Raw genomic sequence first — 23,088 nt, forward strand, 5'->3', positions numbered from 1 at the left:
GAAAAACCCGAAGGCCGGAGGATTGGTTCCATCCGGCCTTCCAGACAGGTTAGTCTGCCATATTCTCCGCAAGCCAGTGCTCCAGCCAGTGGATGTTGTACTCACCGCTATGCAGGTCAGGTTCCTGCAGCAGCGCGTGGAACAGCGGCACGGTGGTGTCGATACCGTCAACGATCAACTCTCCCAATGCGCGTTCAAGGCGCGCCAGCGCCTCGGCCCGGTCGCGCCCCTGTACGATCAGCTTTGCGATTAGCGAGTCGTAGTAGGGCGGGATCGAATACCCGTCATACAGTGCCGAATCCATCCGCACGCCCAGACCGCCCGGCGCATGATAAGCCGTGATCTTACCGGGGCAGGGAGAGAAATTGGGCAGTTTCTCGGCATTGATCCGAACCTCGATGGCGTGGCCTTCGATTTCCAGATCGTCCTGAGTGAACGACATCGGCAGGCCTGAGGCGACGCGGATTTGCTCGCGCACAAGATCAACGCCGAAAATGCCTTCGGTTACCGGGTGTTCCACCTGCAGGCGGGTGTTCATCTCGATGAAATAGAACTCACCGTTTTCATACAAGAACTCGATGGTGCCCGCGCCGATATAGTTGATCTTCGCCACGGCGTCGGCGCAGATCTTACCGATCTTGGCGCGTTCTTCAGGGGTGATGCTGGGGCCGGGGGCCTCTTCAAACACCTTCTGGTGGCGGCGCTGCAACGAGCAGTCGCGTTCGCCCAGATGGACGGCCTTGCCTTTGCCATCGCCAAAGACCTGTATTTCGATATGGCGCGGCGTGGTCAGGTATTTTTCGATATAGACCTCGTCATTGCCAAAGGCGGCCTTGCCTTCGGCACGTGCCGTCATGAAGGCGCTTTCCATTTCATCGGCGTTTTGGGCGACTTTCATCCCACGACCACCGCCACCAGCGGTGGCTTTGATAATGACGGGATAGCCGAACTCCTCACCAATGCGCTTTGCGTCTTCCAGCGTGGGAACACCGCCGTCCGAACCCGGAACGCATGGCACGCCCAGCGCTTTCATCGTGTCCTTGGCCGTGATCTTGTCACCCATGACGCGGATATGTTCAGCGGTAGGGCCGATAAAGGTGATGTCGTGGTCTTCGACGATCTGCACGAATTCGGCATTCTCTGACAGGAAGCCATAGCCGGGATGGATCGCTTGCGCGCCGGTGATCTCACAGGCCGAGATGATGGCTGGGACGGACAGATAGCTTTGCGGGCTGGGCGGAGGGCCGATACAGACCGATTCGTCCGCCATGCGCACATGCATCGCGTCGCTGTCGGCGGTGGAGTGGACGGCGACCGTCTTAATCCCCATCTCGCGCGCGGCGCGGATGACGCGCAGGGCGATCTCGCCTCGGTTGGCAATCAGGATCTTGTCGAACATGGGCCCGCCTTACTCGATGATGACCAGAGGAGTGCCGAATTCCACAGCGTCGCCGTCGCCAACCAAGATGCGTTTGACGGTACCCGATTTGGGTGCGTGGATGTGGTTCATGGTCTTCATCGCTTCGACGATCAGCAGCGTGTCACCTTCGGACACCGCTCCGCCGACGGAAATGAACGACGGCGCGCCGGGTTCGGCCTGCATGTAAACCGTACCCACCATGGGTGAGGTGACCGCGCCGGGGTGGCTGGCCGGGTCTTCTTGTGCAGCAGGGGCTTCGGCGGCAGCTGCAGCAGGGGCGGGTGCGGCGGCGGGGGCTGTCGGGGCGGCGGCAGGAACGGCGACCTGAACCGGCGCAGCGACTGCCTGTGTCATGCGACTGACGCGCACATTCAGGCTGTCTTCTTCGCCATACTCGCGTTTCACCTGCAATTCAGTCAGGTCGTTTTCGCGCAGCAATTCGGCCAGTGCCTTGATGAATGCTACATCTGCGTCGTGCTTGGTATCTGTCATGAGTGTCCTCGACGGTTCCCCTAGTGGCCCATCTAAACCTGCGGGCTTTGGTCTGATTACGCAGCGTTATAAGCTAAGCTTGGGGCCATGAAAAGCGCAGTCTGAGGCGGTAATTTAAGGAATTTGCGCGGGTAGAGTGCAGTCAGAGCGGCATGCCTGAAAGTTTCGCCACGAGCTCTGATAACTTGCGCGCGCCGAACTTTTCCAGCAGGCGTGCGCGGTAGGCTTCGATCGTGCGATAGCTGAGGCCGAGTTCGACACCGATTTCCTTGGCCGAGAGGCCGCGGCAGGACAGGATCGCCACTTCGCGTTCCCGTACGGTCAGTTCGACCAGGGGGCGTTCTTCCGAGATGTCTGAAAAGCTCCAAATACCATGACGGAATGGATCATCCGGTGTCAGCGACCTGCCGCGTGCGCGACACCAGAACAAATCGCCATTGCGTCGTCGCATCACCCGTTCATCGGTGTAATACCCGGTGTCCCGCATCACCTGCAAGCTGCGCGCGCCGATCCTTTCCCAATCCGCGACGGAGGGGTAGAGGTGAAGCAGAGGCATGTTGCGATAGTCGCTCTCACCCCCTCCGAAGGTCCGCGCAAACTGCAGATTGCAGCGCCGGATGATCCGGTTTTCCAGTTCAACCAGCCCAATTGGGGCATATTCGAAGGCGGGGTCACTCATCGTCATATCGTGCCGGGAATTGGTCGGAAATAGAAGAGGTCATGAGAATTTGCTGTGGATCTGAAGTGGGTGATTTACTGTTGCTTTTGTTAATCTTGTAAATCCTATCTGAAAACTCTGCCTTAACTACATTGATTAAATAAGATATGTTGAAAATGCTCGACTGTGATTGAAAGCTTGGCGAGGGAGAAGCCTTTGATGCGCGATACGCTTACCGGTAGCCGGATCCGCGAACGCCGTCAGATCTCCGGGCTCAGACAATCCGAGCTTGCAAAGCGCGTTGGAATTTCGCCGTCATATCTGAATTTGATTGAACATAACCGCCGCAGGATCGGAGGAAAGCTTCTAGTCGATATTGCCGAAGCCTTGGATGTAGAGCCCTCGCTGCTGACCCAGGGGATCGAGGCGACGCTGATTTCTGCACTGCGAGAGGCCGCGGCAGATGCAGTCGGACAGCGGGCTGAGGTTGACGGGCTGGAGGAATTTGCCAGTCGCTTTCCTGGCTGGGCCGGCGTTCTGGCGCAAATGCATCAGCGCGTCGTGTCACTGGAACGCACGGTCGAAACGCTATCGGACCGATTGACACATGACCCGCATCTGGCCGCGTCGATGCATGAGGTTCTGACAACCGCTGCCGCCATTCGATCCACTGCATCCATTCTGGCGGACACGCAGGATATCGAAACCGAATGGCAGGACCGGTTTCACAAGAACCTACATCAGGATGCTGAACGCCTGGCCGAAAGCTCTAAGGCGCTGGTGTCTTATCTGGATGAAAGCGATGCGGCCAAGACCCCCCGTAGTGTCCCGCTGGAAGAGGTTGAGAGCTTTTTTGCAGCCCGAAACTACAGTTTTCCCGAACTCGAAGCGGGGGCAGGGGTTGAGAGTATTGCCCTAGACGGACTGAACACCGCCACCGCCCGTTCTGTCGCCCAAGAGATTCTACGCTGGTGTGCACAAGACGCGATTGCGATACCGCTTGCCGAGTTAAAGCAAATTCTCGCTAAGGGCGAACCTGACCCTATCACGTTGGCGCAACGTTTCGCGGTCGATATCCCCACAGTTTTGCGGCGTTTAGCCTTTGTGCCAGAGGAGGATTTGACGCGCCCTGCAGGGCTGGCCTTGTGCGATGCATCGGGCAGCCTACTGTTTCTGAAACCGCTTCCTGGCTTTGTCATGCCGCGCCATGGCGAGGCTTGTCCGTTATGGCCCTTGTTCACCGCTCTCAGTCGCGCTCTGGTGCCGGTTCGAAAGCAAATCGCTCAACTGGGGCGCAGTGCGGCTGAGTTCGAGTGCCACGCTTACGCCTGGCCTCATGCGGTGACCGGCTATGATCAGGACCCGGCTTATCGGTCGGTCATGCTGGTGCGACCGGTCGAGGAAGAGGGGGCATCGGCTTTGACCCATGTCGGGGCCAGTTGCCGGGTGTGCCCGAGCCGAGATTGTACATCGCGGCGTGAGCCTTCGATTCTGAGCGAAGGTTTTTGACAGGTCGATGACTGACCGCTTAATCTGGCGGTGGCAGCGTGCCAAGAGCGCGATCTGCCATGGGGAGGAACTGAAAATATGAGCCGTAAGGTTCTGTTGATCGAGGATGAGCCGAACATCGCTGAGGCCATCCGCTTTTTGCTGACACGCGAAGGCTGGCAGGTTGAAACGCATGCCGAAGGGTCTGATGCGGTTCAGGTGATTCAGGCCGCAGCCCCGGATCTTGTCATCCTCGATGTCATGCTACCGGGAAAAAACGGCATGGATATTCTGCGCGACCTGCGCGAGTTGGACGGGATGCAACGCTTGCCGGTCTTGATGCTAACGGCACGCGGGCAATCCCGCGATCGGGAAATGGCCGAAAATGCCGGGGTTAGCCGCTTCATGACCAAACCGTTTTCAAATGCCGAGGTGCTGACTGCGGTGCGTGATCTACACGCTCAGGCCTCGCGGGCATGACCCCTGACAGCGACATAGACCAGATACCAAAGGGCAAACGGTCTTCGCTATTCCTTGGGCGGCAAAGCTACCGCCGTCGCAGACTGGCCGATGCCGCCCGGTTATTGCCGTTTCTGGGTGCGGCGCTTTTGGCACTGCCGCTGCTTTGGCCGGATCAGAGCGCGGGCGACGACGCTGTGCCGCTTTCATCGGCTATGCTGTATATTTTTGTGTGCTGGGGCGTGTTGATCGCGATTGGCCTGATCTTTGGCCTGACCGCTAGAGGGTTGGGCGTTCGCGACGATATTGGCGCGGACAAAGACTGATGGCGACGCCTAACATTCTAATATTGGTCAGCCTAGGCTACGTGGTGCTGCTGTTTGGTGTGGCCTTCGCAGCTGAGAGAATGGCCGAGGCGGGGCGAGGGAAATGGCTACGCTCGCCCCTAATCTACACGCTGTCCTTGTCGATCTATTGTACCGCCTGGACCTTTTACGGCGCGGTTGGCAATGCCGCGCGGTCCGGTCTGGAATACGTGACGATCTATCTGGGGCCGACGCTGGTGATGGTCAGTTGGTGGTGGGGATTGCGCAAGCTGGTGCGGGTTGCGCGCAGCCAGAGGGTGACCTCAATCGCCGACCTTCTGTCCTCCCGCTACGGAAAATCAAACACCCTTGCGGTCTGTGTCACCATTTTGGCGGTGCTTGCCGGTACGCCGTATATTGCCCTGCAACTTCAGTCGATCACCCTGTCGTTTTCGATATTTGTCGAAGCTGATCCATCTGGCCTATACCCAAGCGGATCAAATGTATTCTGGGTTGCGGCCGGTTTGGCTGTCTTCGCTATTCTATTCGGCACGCGAAATCTGGACGTGAACGAGCGTCATCATGGCGTTGTCACAGCGATTGCGGTGGAATCGGTGGTCAAATTGTTTGCCCTGATCGCCGTTGGTGTGTTTGTCGTCTGGGGCATTGCCGGTGGGATTGGCCCAATGATGGATCGGATTGATGCCTCGGAAATTGGCCAATGGAACATCGACGCAGGTCGCTGGACTGCGTTCATATTCCTGTCTGCGGCAGCCTTTGTCTGTCTGCCGCGCATGTTTCAGGTCATGGTCGTTGAAAATGACGATGAAGGCCATCTGAGGACAGCAGCTTGGGCGTTTCCCTTGTACCTGCTGCTGATGAGCCTGTTTGTTGTTCCCATTGCGGTCGTCGGGTTGGACCTTTTACCGCCTGGTTCTAACCCTGATCTCTTTGTGCTGACGGTGCCGCTGTCACAGGGCAATGATTGGCTTGCCATGTTGTCATTTATCGGTGGTTTTTCGTCGGCCACTTCGATGGTGATCATCACGGCGATGGCGCTTTCCACCATGGTATCGAACCAGATTGTCATGCCGATCTGGCTGAATACCCATGAACGGGTGGGATCTGTCCCTGGTGATGTACGGACCATTGTTTTGATGGCGCGTCGGGTTTCGATCGCTGCGGTCATGGCGCTGGGATATTTCTACTACAGCCTGATCGGCGATGGCGCGGCGCTTGCCTCGATCGGGTTGATCGCTTTTGCGGGGGTCTCGCAGATGCTGCCCGCCCTTGTAGGTGGATTGTTCTGGCGGGGGGCCACGCGCATCGGCGCTTTGGCCGGGCTGACGGTGGGATTTGCGCTCTGGTGCTACACGCTGCTCTTGCCGGGTATGGGTGGGCTTTGGATGTCTCAAACGGTGATCGAACAGGGCCCGTTTGGGATAGGGTGGCTGCGTCCTCAGGCCCTCTTCGGAATCGAGGGGATGGACCCGATGGTCCACACCGTGATGTGGTCGATCTCTTTGAACACAATTGCTTTTTGCGTCGCGTCGCTTCTTAGCTTCCCCAGCCCGTTGGAGCGGTTGCAGGGGGCCCAGTTCGTGAATGTCTTTGACCATTCCGTTGCGCCGCGCGGCTGGTCGGGGTCGGTGGCGCAAAGCGAAGACTTGATGATCATGACCCAGCGCATTCTGGGCACCGGTCCCGCGCAGGCGTTCTTTCAGGCCGAAGCCGAGCATCAGGGTGGGAGGTCACACCTGCCCGAGCCCACGCCGGGCTTCCTGAATCGGCTTGAACGTGAACTCAGCGGTTCGGTTGGCGCGGCCACGGCCCATGCCATGATTGGTCAGATCGTGGGAGGCGCCTCAATTTCGGTCGAGGATTTGTTGGCGGTGGCGGACGAATCCGCCCAATTGTTGGAATACTCCAGTCAGCTGGAGGTGAAGTCGGCAGAGCTAAGCCGGACCGCGCGGCAGCTGCGCGAAGCCAACACCAAGCTAACCCTTATGTCGGAACAAAAAGACAGCTTCCTGAGCCAGGTTAGCCATGAACTGCGCACCCCGATGACCTCGATCCGGGCGTTTTCCGAAATCCTGCGCGACACCGGAGGGCTGAGCGACGAGGAACAGACCAAATTTGCAGCAACCATTCATGATGAAGCCTTACGCCTAACCCGTTTGCTGGATGATCTGTTGGATCTGAGCGTGCTAGAAAATGGTCAGGTCAGCTTGAACATGAGCGATGGTAGCCTGCGTTCGGTGCTGGATCGTGCGGTTTCAACCGCGCTGGCCGGAGCATCGAAACCTCTGACAATCCGCCGAACACGCGCTTCGGAACGTATTCCGCTACACACCGACCTCGACCGCTTCGGGCAGGTTGTCATCAACCTGATTTCCAACGCGCAGAAATACTGCGATGCGGATGAGCCCGTTCTGACGATTTCGGCCCATGATATCGGGGGACGCGTGGTGATTGATTTCGTTGACAACGGCAGCGGCGTTCCGGTCGAGGCCCAATCGTTGGTGTTCGAGAAATTTGCGCGGATCGGGATCGATAAGGCCGGCGGCGCGGGGCTGGGGCTGGCGATCTGCCGCGAGATCATGCAGCGGCTTGGGGGCGAGATCAGTTATCTGCCGGGGCAGGGCGGGGCTGCGTTCCGGGTCAGCCTGCCGTTGGCCTATCAACAAGCGGCGCAATAAGGGCGGGTAAAGAACTTTGTAACACTCACCGGGTTACATCAAGGGTCAGAGGCTCGAACAATTGGTGAGTTTTGGTCATGTCAGAGGCAGGGAAGACTGCGCTGTTGCGTAAGCTGTCAGCGGGGCGCGAGGATTTGAAGAACCGGTCGCGCTCAGTGCTGCGCGCACTGCGTCTGGGATTCGCGCGGGCAGCAGCAGATCGGCTGAACCTGCCCCTTGCAGTGATTGGCGCAAAGCAATCACTGCAGCCTGCCAATGATCTGGTCAATTTGATCGGGGATGACTGGCTGCTGTTGTTCCTGAAAGGGCCAGATGGAGTTGCAGCCGCCTGCCTTGATCCAAATGCGGTTTCGGCCATTTTGCAGACCCAGACCATTGGTCAGGTCACCGAAACTGCGCCAGAGGCGCGCGCGTTCACGAATACGGATGCGGCAATGACGGCACCGCTGCTGGAAGCTGCGCTGGCCAAGGCGGCTGAACTGGCCGAAAATGCATCGGATGATGTGGGGCTGATCGGCTATGAATACATGTCTCGTGCGCAAGATTTGCGATCCGTCTGCCTGACACTGGTTGAAGATATGTATTGCGGGTTCGAACTGACGGTCGACCTGGCAGGTGGCATACGGCAGGGACATATCTGCGTTTTGTTGCCACAAAAGTCATCCCCCGTAGAGGATTGCCTGATCCCCGAAGCGGAGGAGGGGCCCAGCCTGGAGCAATCTTCGGGCGTTGTCCGGGCCGAATTGAACGCCGTTTTATGTCGCATGAATGTGCCACTGTCTGATCTTTCAGGCCTTGACGCTGGGGATATTCTGCCGCTGCAACACGCGCGCATCGACCGGACAGAAATTCTGGCCATCGATCGGTCGCGGACTGCGGTTGGGCGGCTTGGTCAATGTGGCGGCTTGCGTGCGGTTCGGATTAACGAACAAGCCCGTTTGGCTGCGTTATCCGAGATTGAGACGCAGGAATTTATCGAAAGCCAGGCAGCTTCGGCCAGTCAAAACGCACCTGATATGCCATCGGGCGCCCAAGCCGTCGATGTCACAGATTATCGCGCTGGTCCGGACACTCTGGAAGCCCAAGAGGGTGATCTGAGTTTTGAGAACTCGGAACAAATGGTGGCTGAGATTTCGCAGCTGGCGGGGCTAAGCGGCCCCGATGATGTGAGTTAGCCGTTTGGATATAACTGAACCCTAGTCCACAGCCTTGCGCATATGATCCAATGCCGGACGCAGGTTTTCCAGCTGGTAGCCTGCGCGTGTAGTGGCATTTAGAATGTCGTCGGTGCTCATACGGTCGCATTGGCCCAAGGCCCATACGACCGAACACCGCGTGCCAGATGCGCAATAGGCTAACACCGGTCCACCACAGGCTTCGGCCATATCCCTTTGCCGAGCCACGTTATCGGGCGTCATGGTCTGGTGCGTCAGTTCCAGAACCTCATACTCCAACCCGGCTGCGCGCACGGCCTCGCCGATTGCGTCGGATTGCATATCTGAGGGAACCTCGGCATTGGGTCGGTTGCAAATTACCTTGACGAACCCGGCTTGGGCGATGGCGGGCACATCCTCAACCGTGATCTGCGGTGAGACGGCATAGCGGGGGGTAATTGGGCGAATCTCCATGCCAAATCCTTAGGTTGGGTTTGCGGCCCTGTCTAGCTGTGCGCCAAGGCCAGGTGCGATGAACATTCCTGTGATCATCGCCAGCATAAACAGAAATCCGCCGAGGCCCCCATAGCTTAGCGAAGCCATTGCCGGCCCGGGGCACAGCCCAACAAGCCCCCAGCCTATGCCAAACAGCGCAGAACCGATGATCAGGTGACGGTCCAGTTCGGGGCGTGGAGGTGCTGGAAACTGGCCGCCAACGATGGGTTGCCTTCCGTTGGTCATCCGCCAGGCGATCAGCATAGGCAGGATGGCCCCACCCATGACAAAGGCAAGCGTCGGGTCCCAGGCGCCGAACAGATCCAGCCAACCCTGAACCTTAGTTGTGTCGGTCATGCCTGAAACCAGTAGGCCGGTGCCAAACAAAGCCCCTGCGATCAAAGCGATCAGGATGCGCATCAGATGACCCCCAGCATGTGCCGCAGGGCCAAAACGGTCAGCGCACCGGCTGCGATGTAAATCAGTGTTGCCACAATGCCGCGCAGTGAGAACCGAGAGATGCCGCATACGCCGTGGCCAGAGGTGCAACCATTTGCGATGCGGGTCCCGACACCCACTAGCAGCCCTGCGATCACGACCAGCAGCAGATTTCCGGTCAGATGCGTTTCAGATTGTGGTGCGATCAATGGGCGCATCAGCAGGGGCATTCCGATTAAGCCGACAATAAATGCCAGACGCTCGCTGCTCTCGCTGCGCGCGCTGCCGTCGACCAGCCCGCCCAGTATACCGCTGGCCCCCATGACGCGGCCATTGCCGAGCAGATACACCGCACCGCCAAGGCCAATCAGCAGGCCGCCGAAAAGGCCTATCACCCAAGATGCGTCCATATCCGATACGTCCTTAATGTTGATGTCGCAGAGTCAGAGCTTGTTGATCGGCAGCTTGAGCATCACATCGCCCTGCTCATCCGCCGGGGGCATCTGACCCGCACGCATATTGACCTGCAGAGACGGCAGGATCAGGCGTGGCATCGCCAGCGTTGCATCCCGTGCATCGCGCATTTCCACGAACTCTTCGATGCTGCGCCCCTGTCCGATATGAATGTTGAGCGCTTTTTGCTCACCCACAGTGGTTTCCCAGGCGTATTGATCCCGGCCTGGGGCCTTGTAATCATGCCCCACGTAGACCCGCGTTTCATCAGGCAGGGCGAGGATTTTCTGGATCGATTCATACAGGATTGAGGATGACCCGCCCGGAAAGTCGCAACGGGCGGTGCCAAAATCGGGCATGAACAATGTATCGCCAACAAAAGCTGCGTCGCCGATCACATAGGTCAGGCAGGCTGGGGTATGACCCGGCGTGTGCAACACATCCCCACGCATCTGACCGATATGAAAGCTATCGCCTTGCTTGAACAGGGCATCGAACTGACTGCCATCGCGTTGGAATTCAGTGCCTTCGTTGAATACTTTGCCAAAGGTGTCCTGCACGGTCACGATCTGATCGCCGATCCCGATTTTGCCACCCAGCTTTTCCTGAAGATAAGGCGCGGCCGACAGGTGATCGGCGTGGACATGGCTTTCGAGGATCCACTCGACCTTCAGATCGTTTGACTGGATATAGTTAACGATGACGTCCGCGGCCTTCGTCCCGGTGCGTCCTGATGCATGATCGAAATCCAGAACGCTGTCGACGATGGCGCAGGCCCGGCCTTCGGGTTCGTGCACGACATAGGAAACCGTGAAGGTTTGATCATCAAAAAAAGCCTGCACTTTAGGGGTCATATCATCCTCCGTCCCGGTCCAAATAACATATATTGACTATGGAATGTGTTTCAACTGCCGATTTGGCAATTGATGTCTGTCAAGGCAGCCATACCAATATTGGATTAAACTTTAGCCGAACCGGGAAAGATTGCCGAATCCGCCGAATTACCCGGCAAGATTCCGCACAACCTGAGGTTAGATTGTTCTGGTCTTAATCCCGTTACCTATATCGGAGATACTGGCACCACCTGGGAGGAGCGATATGAAACAGAATACCCTGTTTTCCGAATTCACAGAGATTGAACAAAAGCTCGAGAATGCCTGTCTCGATACGCGCCTGGCCCTGCAACCGAGTGTGAGCAAGATCGTTGATCGCATGCGCCGTCAGGGCATGCATGTCCCATCTCGTTTGCGTCGACTGGACTCGGCGTTGTGCGAAGATGCGATGGAAGCGCAGTTTGACAATATGCCTGTCTAATTCCGCAAGGTCATCCGAAGGAAATCCCGAGGATGACCAGCATCAAGCCAATCACCGACAGGAAAAGTGATCCGAGGTTCCAGGGCAGAACGCCCTGAACAACCGCACGCAGTTCATCATCAGACAGTCCGGCCTTGCGCGCTTTCATCACGCGCAGAATGCACCAGACCAACCCGGCAAGCCCGGCAACGGACAGGGCGGCCCCGCCCCAAGTGATGAATTCAAACATGGTTCCCCGCAAAGCTGCCTGATCCGCACCCGCGCTTAAAGGATCGAGGCAATTCGCACAAGCGTGCTTTGGGCCCGGTTCGGGATTGCGTGCTTGCGACCGGGGCGGTCGCACTGTATCCGGCATCGTGCCGATGTCACAGCATCAGATTCTAGCCTTGGGGAGAGACGCCTATGGAAGACATGACCGAAGATCAGGCCACCGCCAACTACCGCGTCACAGCGGGAGAGCTGCGTCAGTTCATCGAACGGTTCGAACGGCTGGATGCTGAGAAAAAGGATCTGGCTGAACAGCAAAAAGAAGTCATGGCCGAGGCCAAGGCTCGGGGCTACGACACCAAGGTCATGCGGAAGGTCATCGCCTTGCGCAAGCGCGACAAGGACGACATCGCCGAAGAAGAAGCAGTGCTGGAAATGTACAAAGAGGCATTGGGGATGTAGAGCGTCTGACTGTTTCAGACCTCTAATATTCGTACATTTGGCATCGTTCGGATTTTTGCCATGTCTTGTGCATAAAGCTCTGAGAATGCACTGACGATTTCAGTGCTCCAGCCGGGCAGATCCAATTCCTCCTCAACCCGATCGGGTTGAGCATGGGCCTCAAGTAGCTCGGCCAGTTCAGCGCCTGATGCAAGCCGCGCGCCGGATTGTTCCTGCTGGATCAATGGCAAAAGCTGATGTTTACCCTGTTCGGTCAGTAAAGAAGCGAGCAGGGTATGTTCCCCAGGGATGGCAATGCTGTCGGGCAAACCGGCCATAGCGCGCAGGATATCTCCCCAGATCAGTGGCGAGTCCTCGTTCTCCCAAAGGGTGATTTTGACATCTGGAACCAGATCGCCCAGGTCTTCGATCATGGTGACCCAGCTGAGACAGCTCAGGTCTGTCGTATCCAATATTGATCTGGTGCGTGCTGGATCCAGTGCTGTCAAAACCCTTGGGATGAAAAGGCCGGGGTTCATCAGCCCGGCAAAGATTTCGATCTCCGCGCCGTTCAGCAGGTCCTGCGTATACGCAGCCCGCTTCCCCGCAAAAGGATAGATCTGCCCATGTTGCAAGGCCGCGCGCATCGGCCCAAAGAACTTTTCGCTGGAAACAACGACACGCTGAATATCCGCAGCATCAGGCAGCACGGCATTCATCTGCTCGCGCGTCTCTGCCAGAGGCAGACCGCTCGCCATGGCGTCGGACATGACCTTGACGAATTGCCTGCACCGGCGCGGTCCTAGTGGTAAGGTCCCAGCCTTGTACAGCGCGCCTTTGTGAGCTGCGAGATTTGCCAGCAATTGCCCCGCATCCGTGTAGGGGACCCCGGCGTGAATGACTACATGCATCATGTTCCTTGCGCCCGACTGTCCTGCAGAGCCGTTTTCGGCTTTGCTTCACTGTTATCAAGACCGGGCATTTCGTTGCGAGTGATTTCACACTTTCTAAGGAAATTCGACAATCCCTAACTCTATGCTAAATTTCCGGCTTGCAGTCTCTGTCCGGAGACAGTAATCGACGGTCAGCGCCCCTATAGCTCAGCTGGTAGAGCAACTGATTTGTAATCAGTAGGTCCGCGGTTCGAGTCCGTGTGGGGGCACCACAAAACCCGCAAAACATTATAATTAACAACTGCTTAGGGTTATTCTGAATAACTCGGATCACCCTTTGGGCCACCTTTGCGCACCCGCTTGGGAAGAGAGCAAGACCTGGTAGGGATGTTGCACTGAGCGCTCTTCGGCCAAAAGAGACACTGGCATTGGGTGCGTTTCTGCCGGGGTGATTTTGATGGAAGTCGCTGGTAATTCGGCAGGGGAAAACCGGTGTTTTTTTGGAGTTGCCGTGCACCAACGAATTAAAAGCAGCCCTCAACAGAGCCTACGCGGCGCTCCCCGTGCCGCCTGCACCGGATCAGCCGATCCTCCGTACAAAAACCGGTAAGGCGATGAAATACAGATATATGGCAAAGGTAATGCGCGAGGCCCGTCAGCGTTTAGGTGTCGAAGAGTTTGATCTACATGCACTTCGATGTCGTGGCATCAAAGAGCTTGCTTGGGCCAGCTGTTCGGACGACGAGATAAAGTCTTTCAGCGGTCATGCAACTGAACGCATGGTGCGCAAATACGCTGGCGAGGCGCGGCAGGTCATGCGAGCGCTTCAACCTTCAGAGAAGCGTAACAGGAAGAAGAACGAAAAGGGGGCAGAACGTGAAACTGATACCCTAGAAGGAAGCCAGTAGCTATGTCATTGAAAAGATTGGAGGCGAGTACCGGAATCGAACCGGTGTACACGGATTTGCAATCCGCTGCGTCACCACTCCGCCAACTCGCCTTTTCAAGTAAAATCAGATACTTGCCGTGGTGTGTTTGGCGTTCTAGCAGCTTTGCGACAGGGCGTCCAGAGGACAGTCGTGAAATTTCCGGACCAAAGTGCGAAATACCGCGATTTCATACTCAGCCCAATCGTTGAAGATGGAGGATTGCGGCAATAGAGGCGTTGCCGGTGACCAAGGGATGTGGCAAAAGCCGAACAGGCTTGAGACTTCAGACGAGAGATCACATGACAGATTTCGCAACGCGACGCCGCATAATGGTTGATACTCAGGTGCGACCTTCGGATGTGACGAAATTCCCTATCATTGATGCCATGCTCTCGGTGCCGCGCGAGGATTTTGTGCCGGACTCGCAGCGCGAAGCCGCCTATGTCGAAGACGTAATCAATCTGGGGAATGGGCGTAGTTTGTTAGAGCCGCGGACCCTGGCCAAGATGTTGGATGCGTTGAACATTTGTAATGACGAGGTCGTGCTCGATATTGCGCCGGCGCTGGGGTACTCGACAGCGGTGGCCGCGCGTATGGCGGAACTGGTTGTTGCCGTGGAAAGCGACGAAGCGCTTGCGGGTGAGGCACAAACCGCTCTGACCGAAGTCGCCGCTGACAATGCCGTGGTTCACGTTGGTCCGCTTGAGCAGGGCGCGGAAGAACACGGGCCTTATGACGTGATCATGATCCAAGGCGGGGTGCAGCAGGTTCCCGATGCTCTTCTGGATCAATTGAAGGATAGCGGTCGCATTGCGTGCCTGTTTGTTGAGGACGGATTGGGTGTCGTTCGCATCGGGCGCAAGGCGGGTGGGCGCGTCAGTTGGCGCGATGCGTTCAATGCCAGTGCTCCGGTACTTGATAGCTTTTCCCATCAGAGTGCATTTTCGCTATAGTCCAAAGGTAGTTTGTTCTGCCACCTTGATTAGTTGAAAATGACGGCGCAAATTGCCGACAGGGCAGAAATTTTTTGAGTTGAGAGGATTTGGTGATGCGTAGGACGGCGACTGGCAAACTGGTCAGAGCGTGTGCATTGACCGCAGGACTGGCCTTAAGCGTTATGCCGCTGCGTCAGGCATGGGCTGATAACCTTACAGATGCGTTTATCGGGGCCTACAACACCAGCGGATTGTTGGAGCAAAATCGTGCGTTGCTGCGGGCTGCAGACGAAGACGTGGCGATTGCGCTGGCTGCTCTGCGCCCCATTATCAACTGGACAGTGAATATAAGCCAGGACTACTCGAGGACGCGAACCGGTGCGTCTGTTGCAACGGCCAATCCGGCGCGTTTCTTTTCCGGATTGACGCTTAGCCAGCTTTTGTATGATGGCGGGGCATCTGTGTTGGGTAAGCAGTCAGCGCAGGAGACCGTCCTGTCCACCCGGCAATCTCTAATTGATATTGAACAGCAGGTCTTGTTCCGCGCCGCAACGGCATACCTAGGCGTGTTGCTTCAGGAAGAAACCGTTCAGATCCGCCAGAATAACGTTGATCTGTCCAGCGAAGAGCTGCGTGCTTCGAATGACCGTTTCGAAGTAGGTGAAGTCACCCGGACCGATGTGGCGTTGTCTGAATCTCAGCTGGCAAGTTCACGTGCGGATCTTGCGGATGCGCAGGGTGATCTAAGCACTGCCCAAGCAGAATATGTCAATGCTGTCGGAAAGCGGCCGGGTCGCACATCAGGGCAGCCCAGCCTTCCGAACCTGCCGCGCTCTCAATCTGAAGCAATCAATCTGGCATTGCGCAACCACCCTTCAATCCTGTCCGCTCAGCACCAGGTGCGAGCTTTGGATCTTATCGTTCAGCAGCAGCGCGCGAATCTCGGTCCTAATGTCAGTTTGAGCGCTGACGTTGGTGTGAGAGAAGACTTTGATGATGACGATTATCAAAATACTGCAGGTGTTGCTCTTAGCTTGAGCCAACCAATTTATGCTGGTGGTCGACTGGCGGCGAGTGTTCGTCGTGCCATGGCCACACGCGATGCGTCGCGGGCGAACCTTTTGAATGTGCAAAAAGATATCACGCAGGGCGTGACCGATGCCTATGTCCGGTTTGAAACCGCGACAGCCAGTCTGACGGCGTCAACCGAACGCGTTCGAGCCTCACAGGTAGCCTTTGATGGGATTCGGGAAGAGGCCACACTGGGCGCCCGAACCACATTGGATGTGCTGACGGCCCAGCAGGATTTGCTGGATGCGCAACTGGCTGAGATCGCGTCGCGGACCGAGCGTTCGCTGGCAGCTTATCAGCTGCTTCAGGCTCAGGGCCTGCTGACGGCCGAGCGTCTGGGACTGGCGGTGCAGATCTACGACCCGACTCTCTACTACAATCTGGTCAAAAAAGCGCCGGCTCAGGTCAGCAAACAGAGTAAGGATCTGGATCGCGTGCTAAAAGCGTTGCGCCGGGACTGACGGGCAATACTATCTGTTGTTCGCTTTGATAGGATTGGCTACACTCTACCCTGAGGATAGAGCGGTAGAGAAAAATGGCGGATAATGTCGTAAAAGCCGGGATCGAAGACGTTTTGTCTTCGGTCAAACGTCTGGTCAGTGAGGAAGGTAAAGCGGGCAAGGGGGCTGATCAAAGCGCCAAGGCGCGCAAACCCGGTCGTTTGGTGTTAACGGATGCGTTGCGCATCTCAAAACCCGCTGCGGCTGAAACCGCCCCGCTGAAACTGGAACCCGAATATAGTGCCGAGGTTTCGGCGAAACCAATGCTGCTGCGCGCGTGCGACATCGTGCGAGATGATGCGGGCGCCGATCAGGAAGCCCCCCGCGAAGTGGCGATGGATGAGCAGTCGGACGACCCGACACTCAGCCTGAGTGCCAAGATTGAAGCGCTGGAAGCTGCCATTGCCCGTACTGAAGATCAGTGGGAGCCTGACGGCGACAGTGATGACGCCTATTCAGGTACACCGAATCAAAGCCTGTCCTGGGATACGGGTACGGCATTTGCTGAAGGTGATGGGCAAGCCTCGCTGGAAGAACAGCCAGAAGATGAGCTGCCCCAAAGCGATCAAGTTGCTTCCGACGAAGAAGAACCAGTTGTCGAAACGCCTCGACAAGAAGAGTTAGAAAATGATGAGGCGCAGCCCGCCACATTTATCCGCTCTGCCGAGGCTGTGCCAGTGACCGAGTCTGCGGAACAGGAGACTGCGCAGCTTCGGGAACTGTCAGTTGACGAAGAAGCGCTGCGTTCAATGATCGCCGAGGTTGTCCGGGAAGAGCTAAAAGGCGCGTTGGGCGAACGGATCACGCGCAATGTCCGCAAAATGGTGCGGCGTGAGATTTATCGCGCATTGGCTGCGCAGGAACTGGAATAGCCGCTCAGGTGCGCTTTGGCGCATGCGCCAGTTTCAGCAACTGGTCTAAATCCATGGTCTGTTCCAGATGATCGGCCAACGCATCAAGCGTTTGCTCAACCCCGTCCTCATACGCATTCTCAGATTTCACGCCCAATGTTGCCAGATATTGGGCGCGGAACGCATCGGATGAGAATATGCCGTGCAGGTAGCTGCCCAGAATACGACCGTTTACGCTGGCGGCTCCTTCAGGTCGGCCGGCGACTTCCAGCCAGGCACGCGCGCAATCCGGGCCTTCGGTACGACCCATGTGAATCTCATACCCGCTGACAGGCGCACGGTTGGGCAGGGCAACGGCTTCGGTCAGGGTCACATGTTTCGTGCCTGCCATGACTGTGTCGACATACAGCAGGCCAAGCCCTTCAACGGTACCCGGGTGACCGTCTACGCCATCAGGGTCGGCGATGGTTTTACCCAACATCTGATAGCCGCCACACAGGCCCAGAACATGTCCGCCACGACGGACATGCGCCAGCAGGTCGATATCCCACCCCTGAGCCCTGAAATATTTCAGGTCGCCGATGGTAGATTTGCTGCCTGGCAGCAACACAAGGTCGGCATCGCCGGGCAGGGGGCGGCCAGCGGGGATGATCTCGACGCTCACGCCGGGTTCTGCGGATAACGGGTCCAGATCGTCGAAATTGGCCATCCTCTCAAGTTGAGGAACCACAACCTTACAGGCGCCGCCGGTATGGGATCGAATGTCCATCATGTCTTCGGCGGGCAGTTTCCACGCATCGTGAAACCACGGGACAACGCCCAAACAGGGCCAACCAGTGCGTTCCGCAATGTCATCGCGCCCTTCATCAAAAAGAGACACATCGCCCTTGAACCGGTTCACGGCAAATCCTTTGATCATCGCCAGATCGTCGTCATCCAGTACGGCCTGGGTACCAACGATCTGCGCGATCACGCCACCCCGGTGGATGTCACCGACCAGAACCACAGGAACACCCGCCGCACAGGCAAAGCCCATATTGGCGATGTCGCCCGTGCGCAGGTTGGTCTCGGCTGGGCTGCCGGCCCCTTCGATCAGGACCAGATCAGCATCCCCGCACAGCCGGTCGAAGCTTTCTAAAGCAGCGCCCAAAAGTTTGGATTTGTCCTTGCGATAATCCCCGGCCTTCATGGTTCCAGCGCGCTGCCCCTGCACGATGATCTGAGCACCGGTGTCGGTTTCGGGTTTCAGCAGGATCGGGTTCATATCCGTATGCGTGGCGCGTTTCGCAGCCCGCGCTTGCAGCGCCTGGGCCCGACCGATCTCACCCCCGTTCTCGGTCACCGCAGCATTGTTCGACATATTCTGCGGTTTGAACGGAGCAACTCTCAACCCACGCCGCGTATAAGCGCGCGCCAGCCCGGCCACGAGAACCGATTTTCCGACATTGCTGCCGGTACCCTGAATCATGATGGCACGAACCATGGTCGTCTCCTATGCTGGCGTGCAGATGACCTGATTTGACGCCGAAGGGAAAGCCCTGGATGAACACGCCCGCGCATCTTTTGATCGGCGCCGCCGTTTTTGCTCGGCCCGCACATGGGCGCATTCTGGGGGCCGCCTTGCTGGGGTCGTTGCTGCCGGATCTGTCGCTTTATCTGATGGCGGGTACATCACTCTATATTCTGGGTATCCCGCCAAATGCCGTCTTTGATCAGCTTTATTTCTCATCCACTTGGCAGACGATCTTTGCGATCGACAATTCGTTTATTCTTTGGGGGCTGGCTTTGATACTGGGCGTGTGGCGAGGCTGGTCATTTCTGATTGTGATGGCTTCTGCTGGATTGCTGCATCTGGCAACAGATTTCCTGCTTCACGCTGGCGATGGGCGTCCGCAATTCTGGCCTCTCAGCGACTGGGTCTTTCACAGCCCAGTCAGTTATTGGGACAGTACGCATCACGCATTCTGGGTTGTGCCTATCTCGACCCTGATCTGCGCAGCCGCCTACGCGGTTTTGTGGCGCCGGGGCCTTTCGATCACGGCCAAGGTATTTTTTACTGTTTTGCTGGGCGCTGAGTTCTGGACCGCTTGGCAATGGTTGCGGTTTTTCTGACCACACAAAGAAAAACGCGCCCCGGTGACAGGGGCGCGTCTTTTCAAACCGGCAATTTGCAGGTTCAGGCTGCTTCGGCCTGCTGAGCGGCGTTGCGACGCTCGCTCTCTTCGCGGGACAGCGCCACAGAGGTGCGCACGCCACGACCGACGAACTCCATCAAGCCACCGACAACCCGCTCGTTGGGGTCGATACCGGCACAAGATAGGACTTCGCGCCCATCACGCGAACGGGCCCAACGGGCGATCTGTTCGGGGCCATTGCCGTATTTCTTGTCGTCGGCGATAGCATCATCAAGCGCAGCCAACACAACGGCTGCAAAAAGTTTGCGAGCACGATTGCCTTGCTCATTGTTAAAGGCAGTGCCGTCAACGAAATCTCTCATCTCGTCTTCCTTGTTGTTCTTGCTCTTGCATTTTCGGCGTGACGGTCCTTATGACCTATTAGCTGCGATTCGGATACAGCTAAAATGCATAGTTGCGTTGCGTCATGTGCATAGCTTGCTGCAGGTGCAGCACTAAGTGTCGTTGTCTTGTCAGGGTTGGCCCTGCCAGATATAGGGACGGCAACTGACGCATCAACCGTTTGTGAAGGAAATATGTAATGCCCAAGATAAATGGGAACGAAATTCGCCCCGGCAACGTGCTTGAGCATAACGACGGGCTGTGGGCAGCTGTAAAGGTGGACCACGTAAAGCCCGGTAAAGGCGGCGCTTTTGCTCAGGTCGAGCTGCGCAACTTGCGCAATGGGTCCAAGTTGAACGAACGGTTCCGTTCTGCGGATAAGGTCGAACGCGTGCGCCTTGAGCAGAAGGATCAGCAGTTCCTGTACGAGTCCGATGGCATGCTGGTGTTCATGGATGCCGAGACATATGAACAGATCGAATTGCCAGCTGAGCTGCTGGGCGAACGGCGTCCGTTTCTGCAGGACGGCATGACAATTGTTGTCGAATTTTATGAAAGCGAGGCGTTGAACGCGACGCTGCCGCAAAAGGTGACCTGCAAGATCGTTGAAACCGAGCCTGTGGTCAAAGGCCAGACCGCTGCCAACTCGTTCAAACCAGCAATCCTGGACAATGGCGTCAAGGTCATGGTGCCGCCCTTTATCGGGCAGGATGAGATGATCATCGTCAACACCGAGACCATGGAATACTCCGAACGCGCGTAACACTGCATCAAGCGGTCCATGGATTTCAAAAGACCGTGCAAGCACCCGCTGCGCGGTCTTTTCTTATGGTTTGTGTATCCGACGATAGCGCGACGGGTCAGGGCCGAATAACTCAAGCATCAGCTCATACTTGATACGGTTCGCACTAACTTGCCGGTAGAAGGCGATCAGGAATGACGTTGGCCCCTGAATTCGGCTGAGCCCACTGGTGGCGGCCACCACGGTGCCCACATCGGTTCGGCCTTGAAGCACCAACCAGCCGCCCAACATCAGAACGCCAACAGTACCTGCACCGTTGATGACGCTCAGAAGAAATTTGGCTGACAGTTTCCAAAGAAACATTCGCCGCCGCGTTTCATATATATCGTCAAACATCGCGTTGATATCGTGTTCGGCCGCTTTCAAATCATCAGCGGTCAGAGTGTCAGTGGCCTGTCGCAGAACACGGACACGTTCAGCGACAAAGACGTTCACTTTTCGTTGCGACATCAAGACGATAACGATTTGTGGCACGATCATCGAAAACGCAATCATTCCAAGCCCTGGTTGGGTAGAAGAGATATAGCCGATCACGCTGATCAGGGTGCCGATCTGCACCACTGGATCCGAGAACGCACCACCTGCAAATTTCCCGAGCTCCTCGGCCTCGGCCGATATCGCGGTGCTCATTGCACCCTTGCGGACGGTTTCACCTGATGAATTCAAATCAGTCGAACGCCACAGAAGGCGCTGGCGGATCAGGCGGATCAGGTCCTCGCCCAGAGTTCCGGCGCGGTACCCCAAGACCCATTTCAGCGCGAGGCTCAGAAGGATGACACCCATCATCCCAAGGCCCAACAGAACCAGCCGCTCGATCCCGACATCGGTCGAGGTCAGGTGGTTGATGATGTCACGCTGAAACTCAAGTGGAACCGCGGCCAGTGCAGCAACGGCCAGTGACAGTACGATTAGAATAATCTGCCGTCCGGCGCTGGCGCGCCAGATTGCGGTGTAGAGCTTTAGCATGACGGCACCCGGATGGTTACGGCGCCCTCAGTTTGGCAGTGCGGGACAGCAGATCAAACCTATCCGCAGCGGGGCCGCGTTCAAGCGTAACGGATCGGCAACAGCGGGGATCTAGTCGGCGCGTGTGATCACTGCGTCTTCGGCACGCATTTCGCCTTTGGCACGATCGAAGCGCAGATGGGCGATCCCATGTGCCCCGGATTGTGTGAACAGAGTCCCCGCCGGTTTCCCGTCAGCTTTGATCTCGGTTCCTGCTGGCGCGCTGCCTTCAACCTGAACTCGGCACAGTCCTTTGCGCAGCTCGGTCTTGTGTTTCATCCGGGCGGTAACTTCCTGCCCGACATAGCAGCCTTTTTTGAAATCCACGCCGTTCAGGTCTTCGAAGCGCGACTCAAGGATGTAGCTGTCGGGATGCAGTTCTATCCCGCTTTCGGGAATACAATGTCGTACACGGATGGCATCCCAGTTGGTCCCGTCATCACCTTCGGGCCTGTCGGAATAAGCGCGCCAGCCCATGTCCGCATGGCGCGGATCTGGGAGGGCACCTTCGGGCGCAGGCCCCGTGCCACGTTGGAGGTTCAAGCCCGCGGGCTCAATCGCCACATCTGCGCGCAATTTGTACATGCCCAGCCGTTTTGTCAGCCCGTCCCCCAGCACCTCGGCCACATCCAATAGCACGGCTTCGGCGTCCCGTTTCAGAAAGAAATCGGCCAGATATTTACCTTGAGGGTTCAGTAGTGCCGCATAGACCAGTCCGGCCTCCAGTCCGCCAATATCGTTGGTGATCAGGTCCTGCAAAAAACTCTCGGTGTCCGAGCCGGTCAGGCGCAGGATGCGGCGATTGGGCATGGCAGGGTCCTCGTCATTTGCTCTGGCCTCGTGATATAGGAAGTTCTGCTGCCAAGACCAGAGGTTATCAGCTGTGCCCGCGCCGATCAGCATCGTGATCCCGACATTGAATGCAGAACCAACGCTGCCCGCTTGTTTGCAGGCCCTGATGGAGGGGCTGCATGCGGGCCTGATCCGCGAGTTGATCATCAGCGATGGTGGCTCGACCGATCTGACACCGCAGATCGCTGAAGAAGCCGGGGCAGAGCTGGTCGACGGGTCCGCCTCGCGCGGGGGACAGTTACGGCGTGGCTGTGCCCTAGCCAAGGGTGATTGGGTACTGATCTTACACGCCGATACTGTGCTGGAACCAGGTTGGACAAAACCCGTGGCGGACCATCTGGCTTTACAATCCCCGGCGGCGTTTCGGCTGTCATTTCGCGCCAAGGGATTGGCCCCGCGCTGGGTCGCCGGTTGGGCCAACCTGCGCAGCGGCTTGTTCAGCTTGCCTTATGGCGATCAGGGTTTGTTGGTTCCGCGCGATGTCTATCTGCGTGCCGGGGGCTATAAGGACCAGCCATTGATGGAGGACGTGGCCCTTGCGCGCGCGCTGCCTCGGATCACGCTGCTGGAGGCCCGCGCCGTCACGAGTGCGGAGCGTTATGAACGGACGGGCTGGCTGCGACGGGGGGCTCGGAATCTGTGGACCTTGATGCGCTATCTTCTTGGGGCTGATCCGGAACATCTTGCCCAGTCGTATCGGCGCTAAAGGAA

The 23,088-nt window shown here is 57.3% G+C and carries 27 protein-coding genes and 2 tRNA genes; 15 read left to right on the top strand and 14 right to left on the bottom strand.

Translation table 11 applies throughout. From position 1 onward, the window contains the following. Positions 1 to 49: 49 nt before the first annotated feature. The 3 genes from accC to ACR0EL_RS00490 form a co-directional block, all read right to left on the bottom strand. A complete protein-coding gene (gene accC / locus ACR0EL_RS00480) occupies positions 50 to 1,399 on the bottom strand; it encodes an acetyl-CoA carboxylase biotin carboxylase subunit (RefSeq protein ID WP_480497294.1) in 1,350 nt (449 codons plus the stop codon). A 9-nt stretch (positions 1,400 to 1,408) separates the two neighbouring features. After that, entirely contained in the window at positions 1,409 to 1,912 is a 504-nt protein-coding gene (gene accB / locus ACR0EL_RS00485; RefSeq protein WP_353006177.1) for an acetyl-CoA carboxylase biotin carboxyl carrier protein, read from the bottom strand. A gap of 142 nt (positions 1,913 to 2,054) precedes the next feature. After that, positions 2,055 to 2,591 (bottom strand): LuxR C-terminal-related transcriptional regulator, encoded by a 537-nt coding sequence (locus ACR0EL_RS00490; RefSeq protein ID WP_353006179.1) that lies wholly within the window; start codon positions 2,589 to 2,591, stop codon positions 2,055 to 2,057. Positions 2,592 to 2,789: 198 nt separating this feature from the next. On the opposite strand from ACR0EL_RS00490, the gene ACR0EL_RS00495 reads away from it, so the two are divergent. The 5 genes from ACR0EL_RS00495 (at position 2,790) to ACR0EL_RS00515 (ending at position 8,696) form a co-directional block, all read left to right on the top strand. Further along, positions 2,790 to 4,079, top strand: a complete 1,290-nt coding sequence (locus ACR0EL_RS00495; RefSeq protein ID WP_480497296.1) for a helix-turn-helix domain-containing protein — start codon at positions 2,790 to 2,792, stop codon at positions 4,077 to 4,079. Between the two features lie 78 nt (positions 4,080 to 4,157). Continuing rightward, complete coding sequence (locus ACR0EL_RS00500) at positions 4,158 to 4,538, top strand: response regulator transcription factor (protein ID WP_353006183.1); 381 nt, start codon at positions 4,158 to 4,160, stop codon at positions 4,536 to 4,538. After that, complete coding sequence (locus ACR0EL_RS00505) at positions 4,535 to 4,843, top strand: hypothetical protein (protein WP_480497298.1); 309 nt, start codon at positions 4,535 to 4,537, stop codon at positions 4,841 to 4,843. Before ACR0EL_RS00500 ends, ACR0EL_RS00505 begins: the two co-directional genes overlap by 4 nt. After that, entirely contained in the window at positions 4,843 to 7,521 is a 2,679-nt protein-coding gene (locus tag ACR0EL_RS00510; RefSeq protein WP_480497300.1) for an ATP-binding protein, read from the top strand. Before ACR0EL_RS00505 ends, ACR0EL_RS00510 begins: the two co-directional genes overlap by 1 nt. Before the next feature lie 77 nt (positions 7,522 to 7,598). After that, entirely contained in the window at positions 7,599 to 8,696 is a 1,098-nt protein-coding gene (locus ACR0EL_RS00515; RefSeq protein ID WP_480497302.1) for a FliM/FliN family flagellar motor C-terminal domain-containing protein, read from the top strand. A 21-nt stretch (positions 8,697 to 8,717) separates the two neighbouring features. Here ACR0EL_RS00515 and ACR0EL_RS00520 read toward each other — a convergent pair whose 3' ends face one another. Genes ACR0EL_RS00520 through ACR0EL_RS00535 form a run of 4 tightly spaced genes read right to left on the bottom strand, consistent with a single transcriptional unit; the run spans position 8,718 to position 10,915 of the window. Then, complete coding sequence (locus ACR0EL_RS00520) at positions 8,718 to 9,149, bottom strand: protein tyrosine phosphatase family protein (RefSeq protein ID WP_480497304.1); 432 nt, start codon at positions 9,147 to 9,149, stop codon at positions 8,718 to 8,720. A gap of 9 nt (positions 9,150 to 9,158) precedes the next feature. Next, the gene (locus ACR0EL_RS00525) at positions 9,159 to 9,590 is read right to left on the bottom strand and encodes a DUF6691 family protein (RefSeq protein ID WP_480497306.1); all 432 of its coding nucleotides are present in this window, start codon (positions 9,588 to 9,590) and stop codon (positions 9,159 to 9,161) included. Continuing rightward, a complete protein-coding gene (locus ACR0EL_RS00530; protein WP_480497307.1) occupies positions 9,590 to 10,018 on the bottom strand; it encodes a YeeE/YedE family protein in 429 nt (142 codons plus the stop codon). The genes ACR0EL_RS00525 and ACR0EL_RS00530 overlap by 1 nt, the downstream gene beginning before the upstream one ends. A gap of 33 nt (positions 10,019 to 10,051) precedes the next feature. After that, positions 10,052 to 10,915 carry an MBL fold metallo-hydrolase gene (locus ACR0EL_RS00535; RefSeq protein ID WP_480497309.1) on the bottom strand — a complete coding sequence of 288 codons (864 nt, stop codon included), beginning with the start codon at positions 10,913 to 10,915 and terminating at the stop codon, positions 10,052 to 10,054. Between the two features lie 244 nt (positions 10,916 to 11,159). Here ACR0EL_RS00535 and ACR0EL_RS00540 point away from each other — a divergent pair, with 244 nt between their 5' ends. Continuing rightward, positions 11,160 to 11,375 (top strand): hypothetical protein, encoded by a 216-nt coding sequence (locus ACR0EL_RS00540; RefSeq protein WP_170530831.1) that lies wholly within the window; start codon positions 11,160 to 11,162, stop codon positions 11,373 to 11,375. Positions 11,376 to 11,385: 10 nt separating this feature from the next. Here the strand turns inward: ACR0EL_RS00540 and ACR0EL_RS00545 are convergent, their stop codons facing one another. Next, on the bottom strand, positions 11,386 to 11,604 hold the full coding sequence (locus tag ACR0EL_RS00545; RefSeq protein WP_170530829.1) for a hypothetical protein: 219 nt from the start codon (positions 11,602 to 11,604) through the stop codon (positions 11,386 to 11,388). Between the two features lie 173 nt (positions 11,605 to 11,777). On the opposite strand from ACR0EL_RS00545, the gene ACR0EL_RS00550 reads away from it, so the two are divergent. Further along, positions 11,778 to 12,044 carry a DUF2312 domain-containing protein gene (locus ACR0EL_RS00550; protein ID WP_170530827.1) on the top strand — a complete coding sequence of 89 codons (267 nt, stop codon included), beginning with the start codon at positions 11,778 to 11,780 and terminating at the stop codon, positions 12,042 to 12,044. Positions 12,045 to 12,058: 14 nt separating this feature from the next. Here ACR0EL_RS00550 and ACR0EL_RS00555 read toward each other — a convergent pair whose 3' ends face one another. Continuing rightward, positions 12,059 to 12,937, bottom strand: coding sequence for a hypothetical protein (locus tag ACR0EL_RS00555; protein ID WP_480497312.1), 879 nt, complete (start codon positions 12,935 to 12,937; stop codon positions 12,059 to 12,061). Positions 12,938 to 13,112: 175 nt separating this feature from the next. On the opposite strand from ACR0EL_RS00555, the gene ACR0EL_RS00560 reads away from it, so the two are divergent. Beyond that, positions 13,113 to 13,188 (top strand) — tRNA-Thr (locus ACR0EL_RS00560). Positions 13,189 to 13,389: 201 nt separating this feature from the next. Then, a complete protein-coding gene (locus ACR0EL_RS00565) occupies positions 13,390 to 13,824 on the top strand; it encodes a tyrosine-type recombinase/integrase (protein ID WP_480498389.1) in 435 nt (144 codons plus the stop codon). Positions 13,825 to 13,842: 18 nt separating this feature from the next. Here the strand turns inward: ACR0EL_RS00565 and ACR0EL_RS00570 are convergent. Then, a tRNA-Cys gene (locus ACR0EL_RS00570) sits at positions 13,843 to 13,916 on the bottom strand. Positions 13,917 to 14,144: 228 nt separating this feature from the next. Here ACR0EL_RS00570 and ACR0EL_RS00575 point away from each other — a divergent pair. The 3 genes from ACR0EL_RS00575 (at position 14,145) to ACR0EL_RS00585 (ending at position 17,223) form a co-directional block, all read left to right on the top strand. Continuing rightward, positions 14,145 to 14,798: a protein-L-isoaspartate O-methyltransferase family protein gene (locus tag ACR0EL_RS00575; RefSeq protein ID WP_353006205.1), complete on the top strand. Its 654-nt coding sequence runs from the start codon at positions 14,145 to 14,147 to the stop codon at positions 14,796 to 14,798. 95 nt (positions 14,799 to 14,893) lie between these two features. Beyond that, positions 14,894 to 16,312 carry a TolC family outer membrane protein gene (locus tag ACR0EL_RS00580; RefSeq protein ID WP_353006207.1) on the top strand — a complete coding sequence of 473 codons (1,419 nt, stop codon included), beginning with the start codon at positions 14,894 to 14,896 and terminating at the stop codon, positions 16,310 to 16,312. Between the two features lie 74 nt (positions 16,313 to 16,386). Further along, positions 16,387 to 17,223 (top strand): hypothetical protein, encoded by an 837-nt coding sequence (locus tag ACR0EL_RS00585; protein WP_480497315.1) that lies wholly within the window; start codon positions 16,387 to 16,389, stop codon positions 17,221 to 17,223. A 4-nt stretch (positions 17,224 to 17,227) separates the two neighbouring features. On the opposite strand, the gene ACR0EL_RS00590 is transcribed toward ACR0EL_RS00585, so the two are convergent. Beyond that, entirely contained in the window at positions 17,228 to 18,685 is a 1,458-nt protein-coding gene (locus tag ACR0EL_RS00590; RefSeq protein WP_480497317.1) for a cobyric acid synthase, read from the bottom strand. 59 nt (positions 18,686 to 18,744) lie between these two features. On the opposite strand from ACR0EL_RS00590, the gene ACR0EL_RS00595 reads away from it, so the two are divergent. Then, positions 18,745 to 19,314, top strand: coding sequence for a cobalamin biosynthesis protein CobQ (locus tag ACR0EL_RS00595; RefSeq protein WP_480497319.1), 570 nt, complete (start codon positions 18,745 to 18,747; stop codon positions 19,312 to 19,314). Between the two features lie 64 nt (positions 19,315 to 19,378). Here the strand turns inward: ACR0EL_RS00595 and ACR0EL_RS00600 are convergent, their stop codons facing one another. Then, positions 19,379 to 19,699 carry a DUF6280 family protein gene (locus ACR0EL_RS00600; protein ID WP_008757056.1) on the bottom strand — a complete coding sequence of 107 codons (321 nt, stop codon included), beginning with the start codon at positions 19,697 to 19,699 and terminating at the stop codon, positions 19,379 to 19,381. A 218-nt stretch (positions 19,700 to 19,917) separates the two neighbouring features. On the opposite strand from ACR0EL_RS00600, the gene efp reads away from it, so the two are divergent. After that, positions 19,918 to 20,481 (top strand): elongation factor P, encoded by a 564-nt coding sequence (gene efp, locus ACR0EL_RS00605; protein ID WP_480497321.1) that lies wholly within the window; start codon positions 19,918 to 19,920, stop codon positions 20,479 to 20,481. A gap of 63 nt (positions 20,482 to 20,544) precedes the next feature. On the opposite strand, the gene ACR0EL_RS00610 is transcribed toward efp, so the two are convergent. Both ACR0EL_RS00610 and ygfZ read right to left on the bottom strand, forming a co-directional pair. Continuing rightward, positions 20,545 to 21,486, bottom strand: a complete 942-nt coding sequence (locus ACR0EL_RS00610; RefSeq protein WP_480497323.1) for an ABC transporter transmembrane domain-containing protein — start codon at positions 21,484 to 21,486, stop codon at positions 20,545 to 20,547. Positions 21,487 to 21,597: 111 nt separating this feature from the next. Continuing rightward, positions 21,598 to 22,335, bottom strand: coding sequence for a CAF17-like 4Fe-4S cluster assembly/insertion protein YgfZ (gene ygfZ, locus ACR0EL_RS00615; protein WP_480497325.1), 738 nt, complete (start codon positions 22,333 to 22,335; stop codon positions 21,598 to 21,600). A gap of 73 nt (positions 22,336 to 22,408) precedes the next feature. Here ygfZ and ACR0EL_RS00620 point away from each other — a divergent pair, with 73 nt between their 5' ends. Then, positions 22,409 to 23,083 carry a TIGR04283 family arsenosugar biosynthesis glycosyltransferase gene (locus ACR0EL_RS00620; protein WP_480497327.1) on the top strand — a complete coding sequence of 225 codons (675 nt, stop codon included), beginning with the start codon at positions 22,409 to 22,411 and terminating at the stop codon, positions 23,081 to 23,083. The last annotated feature ends 5 nt before the right edge of the window (positions 23,084 to 23,088 follow it).

The organism is Ruegeria sp. AH12 (assembly GCF_056541465.1).

Bases quoted from the DNA above. Each gene is read 5' to 3' on its own strand.
- ACR0EL_RS00515 (WP_480497302.1), top strand. From the start codon at position 7,599: ATGTCAGAGGCAGGGAAGACTGCGCTGTTGCGTAAGCTGTCAGCGGGG.
- accC (WP_480497294.1), bottom strand. From the start codon at position 1,399: ATGTTCGACAAGATCCTGATTGCCAACCGAGGCGAGATCGCCCTGCGC.
- ACR0EL_RS00580 (WP_353006207.1), top strand. From the start codon at position 14,894: ATGCGTAGGACGGCGACTGGCAAACTGGTCAGAGCGTGTGCATTGACC.
- ACR0EL_RS00610 (WP_480497323.1), bottom strand. From the start codon at position 21,486: ATGCTAAAGCTCTACACCGCAATCTGGCGCGCCAGCGCCGGACGGCAG.
- ACR0EL_RS00575 (WP_353006205.1), top strand. From the start codon at position 14,145: ATGACAGATTTCGCAACGCGACGCCGCATAATGGTTGATACTCAGGTG.
- ACR0EL_RS00520 (WP_480497304.1), bottom strand. From the start codon at position 9,149: ATGGAGATTCGCCCAATTACCCCCCGCTATGCCGTCTCACCGCAGATC.
- ACR0EL_RS00585 (WP_480497315.1), top strand. From the start codon at position 16,387: ATGGCGGATAATGTCGTAAAAGCCGGGATCGAAGACGTTTTGTCTTCG.
- ACR0EL_RS00505 (WP_480497298.1), top strand. From the start codon at position 4,535: ATGACCCCTGACAGCGACATAGACCAGATACCAAAGGGCAAACGGTCT.
- ACR0EL_RS00555 (WP_480497312.1), bottom strand. From the start codon at position 12,937: ATGATGCATGTAGTCATTCACGCCGGGGTCCCCTACACGGATGCGGGG.
- ACR0EL_RS00545 (WP_170530829.1), bottom strand. From the start codon at position 11,604: ATGTTTGAATTCATCACTTGGGGCGGGGCCGCCCTGTCCGTTGCCGGG.
- ACR0EL_RS00595 (WP_480497319.1), top strand. From the start codon at position 18,745: ATGAACACGCCCGCGCATCTTTTGATCGGCGCCGCCGTTTTTGCTCGG.
- ACR0EL_RS00525 (WP_480497306.1), bottom strand. From the start codon at position 9,590: ATGCGCATCCTGATCGCTTTGATCGCAGGGGCTTTGTTTGGCACCGGC.
- ACR0EL_RS00490 (WP_353006179.1), bottom strand. From the start codon at position 2,591: ATGAGTGACCCCGCCTTCGAATATGCCCCAATTGGGCTGGTTGAACTG.
- ACR0EL_RS00550 (WP_170530827.1), top strand. From the start codon at position 11,778: ATGGAAGACATGACCGAAGATCAGGCCACCGCCAACTACCGCGTCACA.
- ACR0EL_RS00495 (WP_480497296.1), top strand. From the start codon at position 2,790: ATGCGCGATACGCTTACCGGTAGCCGGATCCGCGAACGCCGTCAGATC.
- ACR0EL_RS00535 (WP_480497309.1), bottom strand. From the start codon at position 10,915: ATGACCCCTAAAGTGCAGGCTTTTTTTGATGATCAAACCTTCACGGTT.
- ACR0EL_RS00510 (WP_480497300.1), top strand. From the start codon at position 4,843: ATGGCGACGCCTAACATTCTAATATTGGTCAGCCTAGGCTACGTGGTG.
- ACR0EL_RS00590 (WP_480497317.1), bottom strand. From the start codon at position 18,685: ATGGTTCGTGCCATCATGATTCAGGGTACCGGCAGCAATGTCGGAAAA.
- ACR0EL_RS00600 (WP_008757056.1), bottom strand. From the start codon at position 19,699: ATGAGAGATTTCGTTGACGGCACTGCCTTTAACAATGAGCAAGGCAAT.
- ACR0EL_RS00530 (WP_480497307.1), bottom strand. From the start codon at position 10,018: ATGGACGCATCTTGGGTGATAGGCCTTTTCGGCGGCCTGCTGATTGGC.
- ACR0EL_RS00540 (WP_170530831.1), top strand. From the start codon at position 11,160: ATGAAACAGAATACCCTGTTTTCCGAATTCACAGAGATTGAACAAAAG.
- ACR0EL_RS00500 (WP_353006183.1), top strand. From the start codon at position 4,158: ATGAGCCGTAAGGTTCTGTTGATCGAGGATGAGCCGAACATCGCTGAG.
- accB (WP_353006177.1), bottom strand. From the start codon at position 1,912: ATGACAGATACCAAGCACGACGCAGATGTAGCATTCATCAAGGCACTG.
- efp (WP_480497321.1), top strand. From the start codon at position 19,918: ATGCCCAAGATAAATGGGAACGAAATTCGCCCCGGCAACGTGCTTGAG.
- ygfZ (WP_480497325.1), bottom strand. From the start codon at position 22,335: ATGCCCAATCGCCGCATCCTGCGCCTGACCGGCTCGGACACCGAGAGT.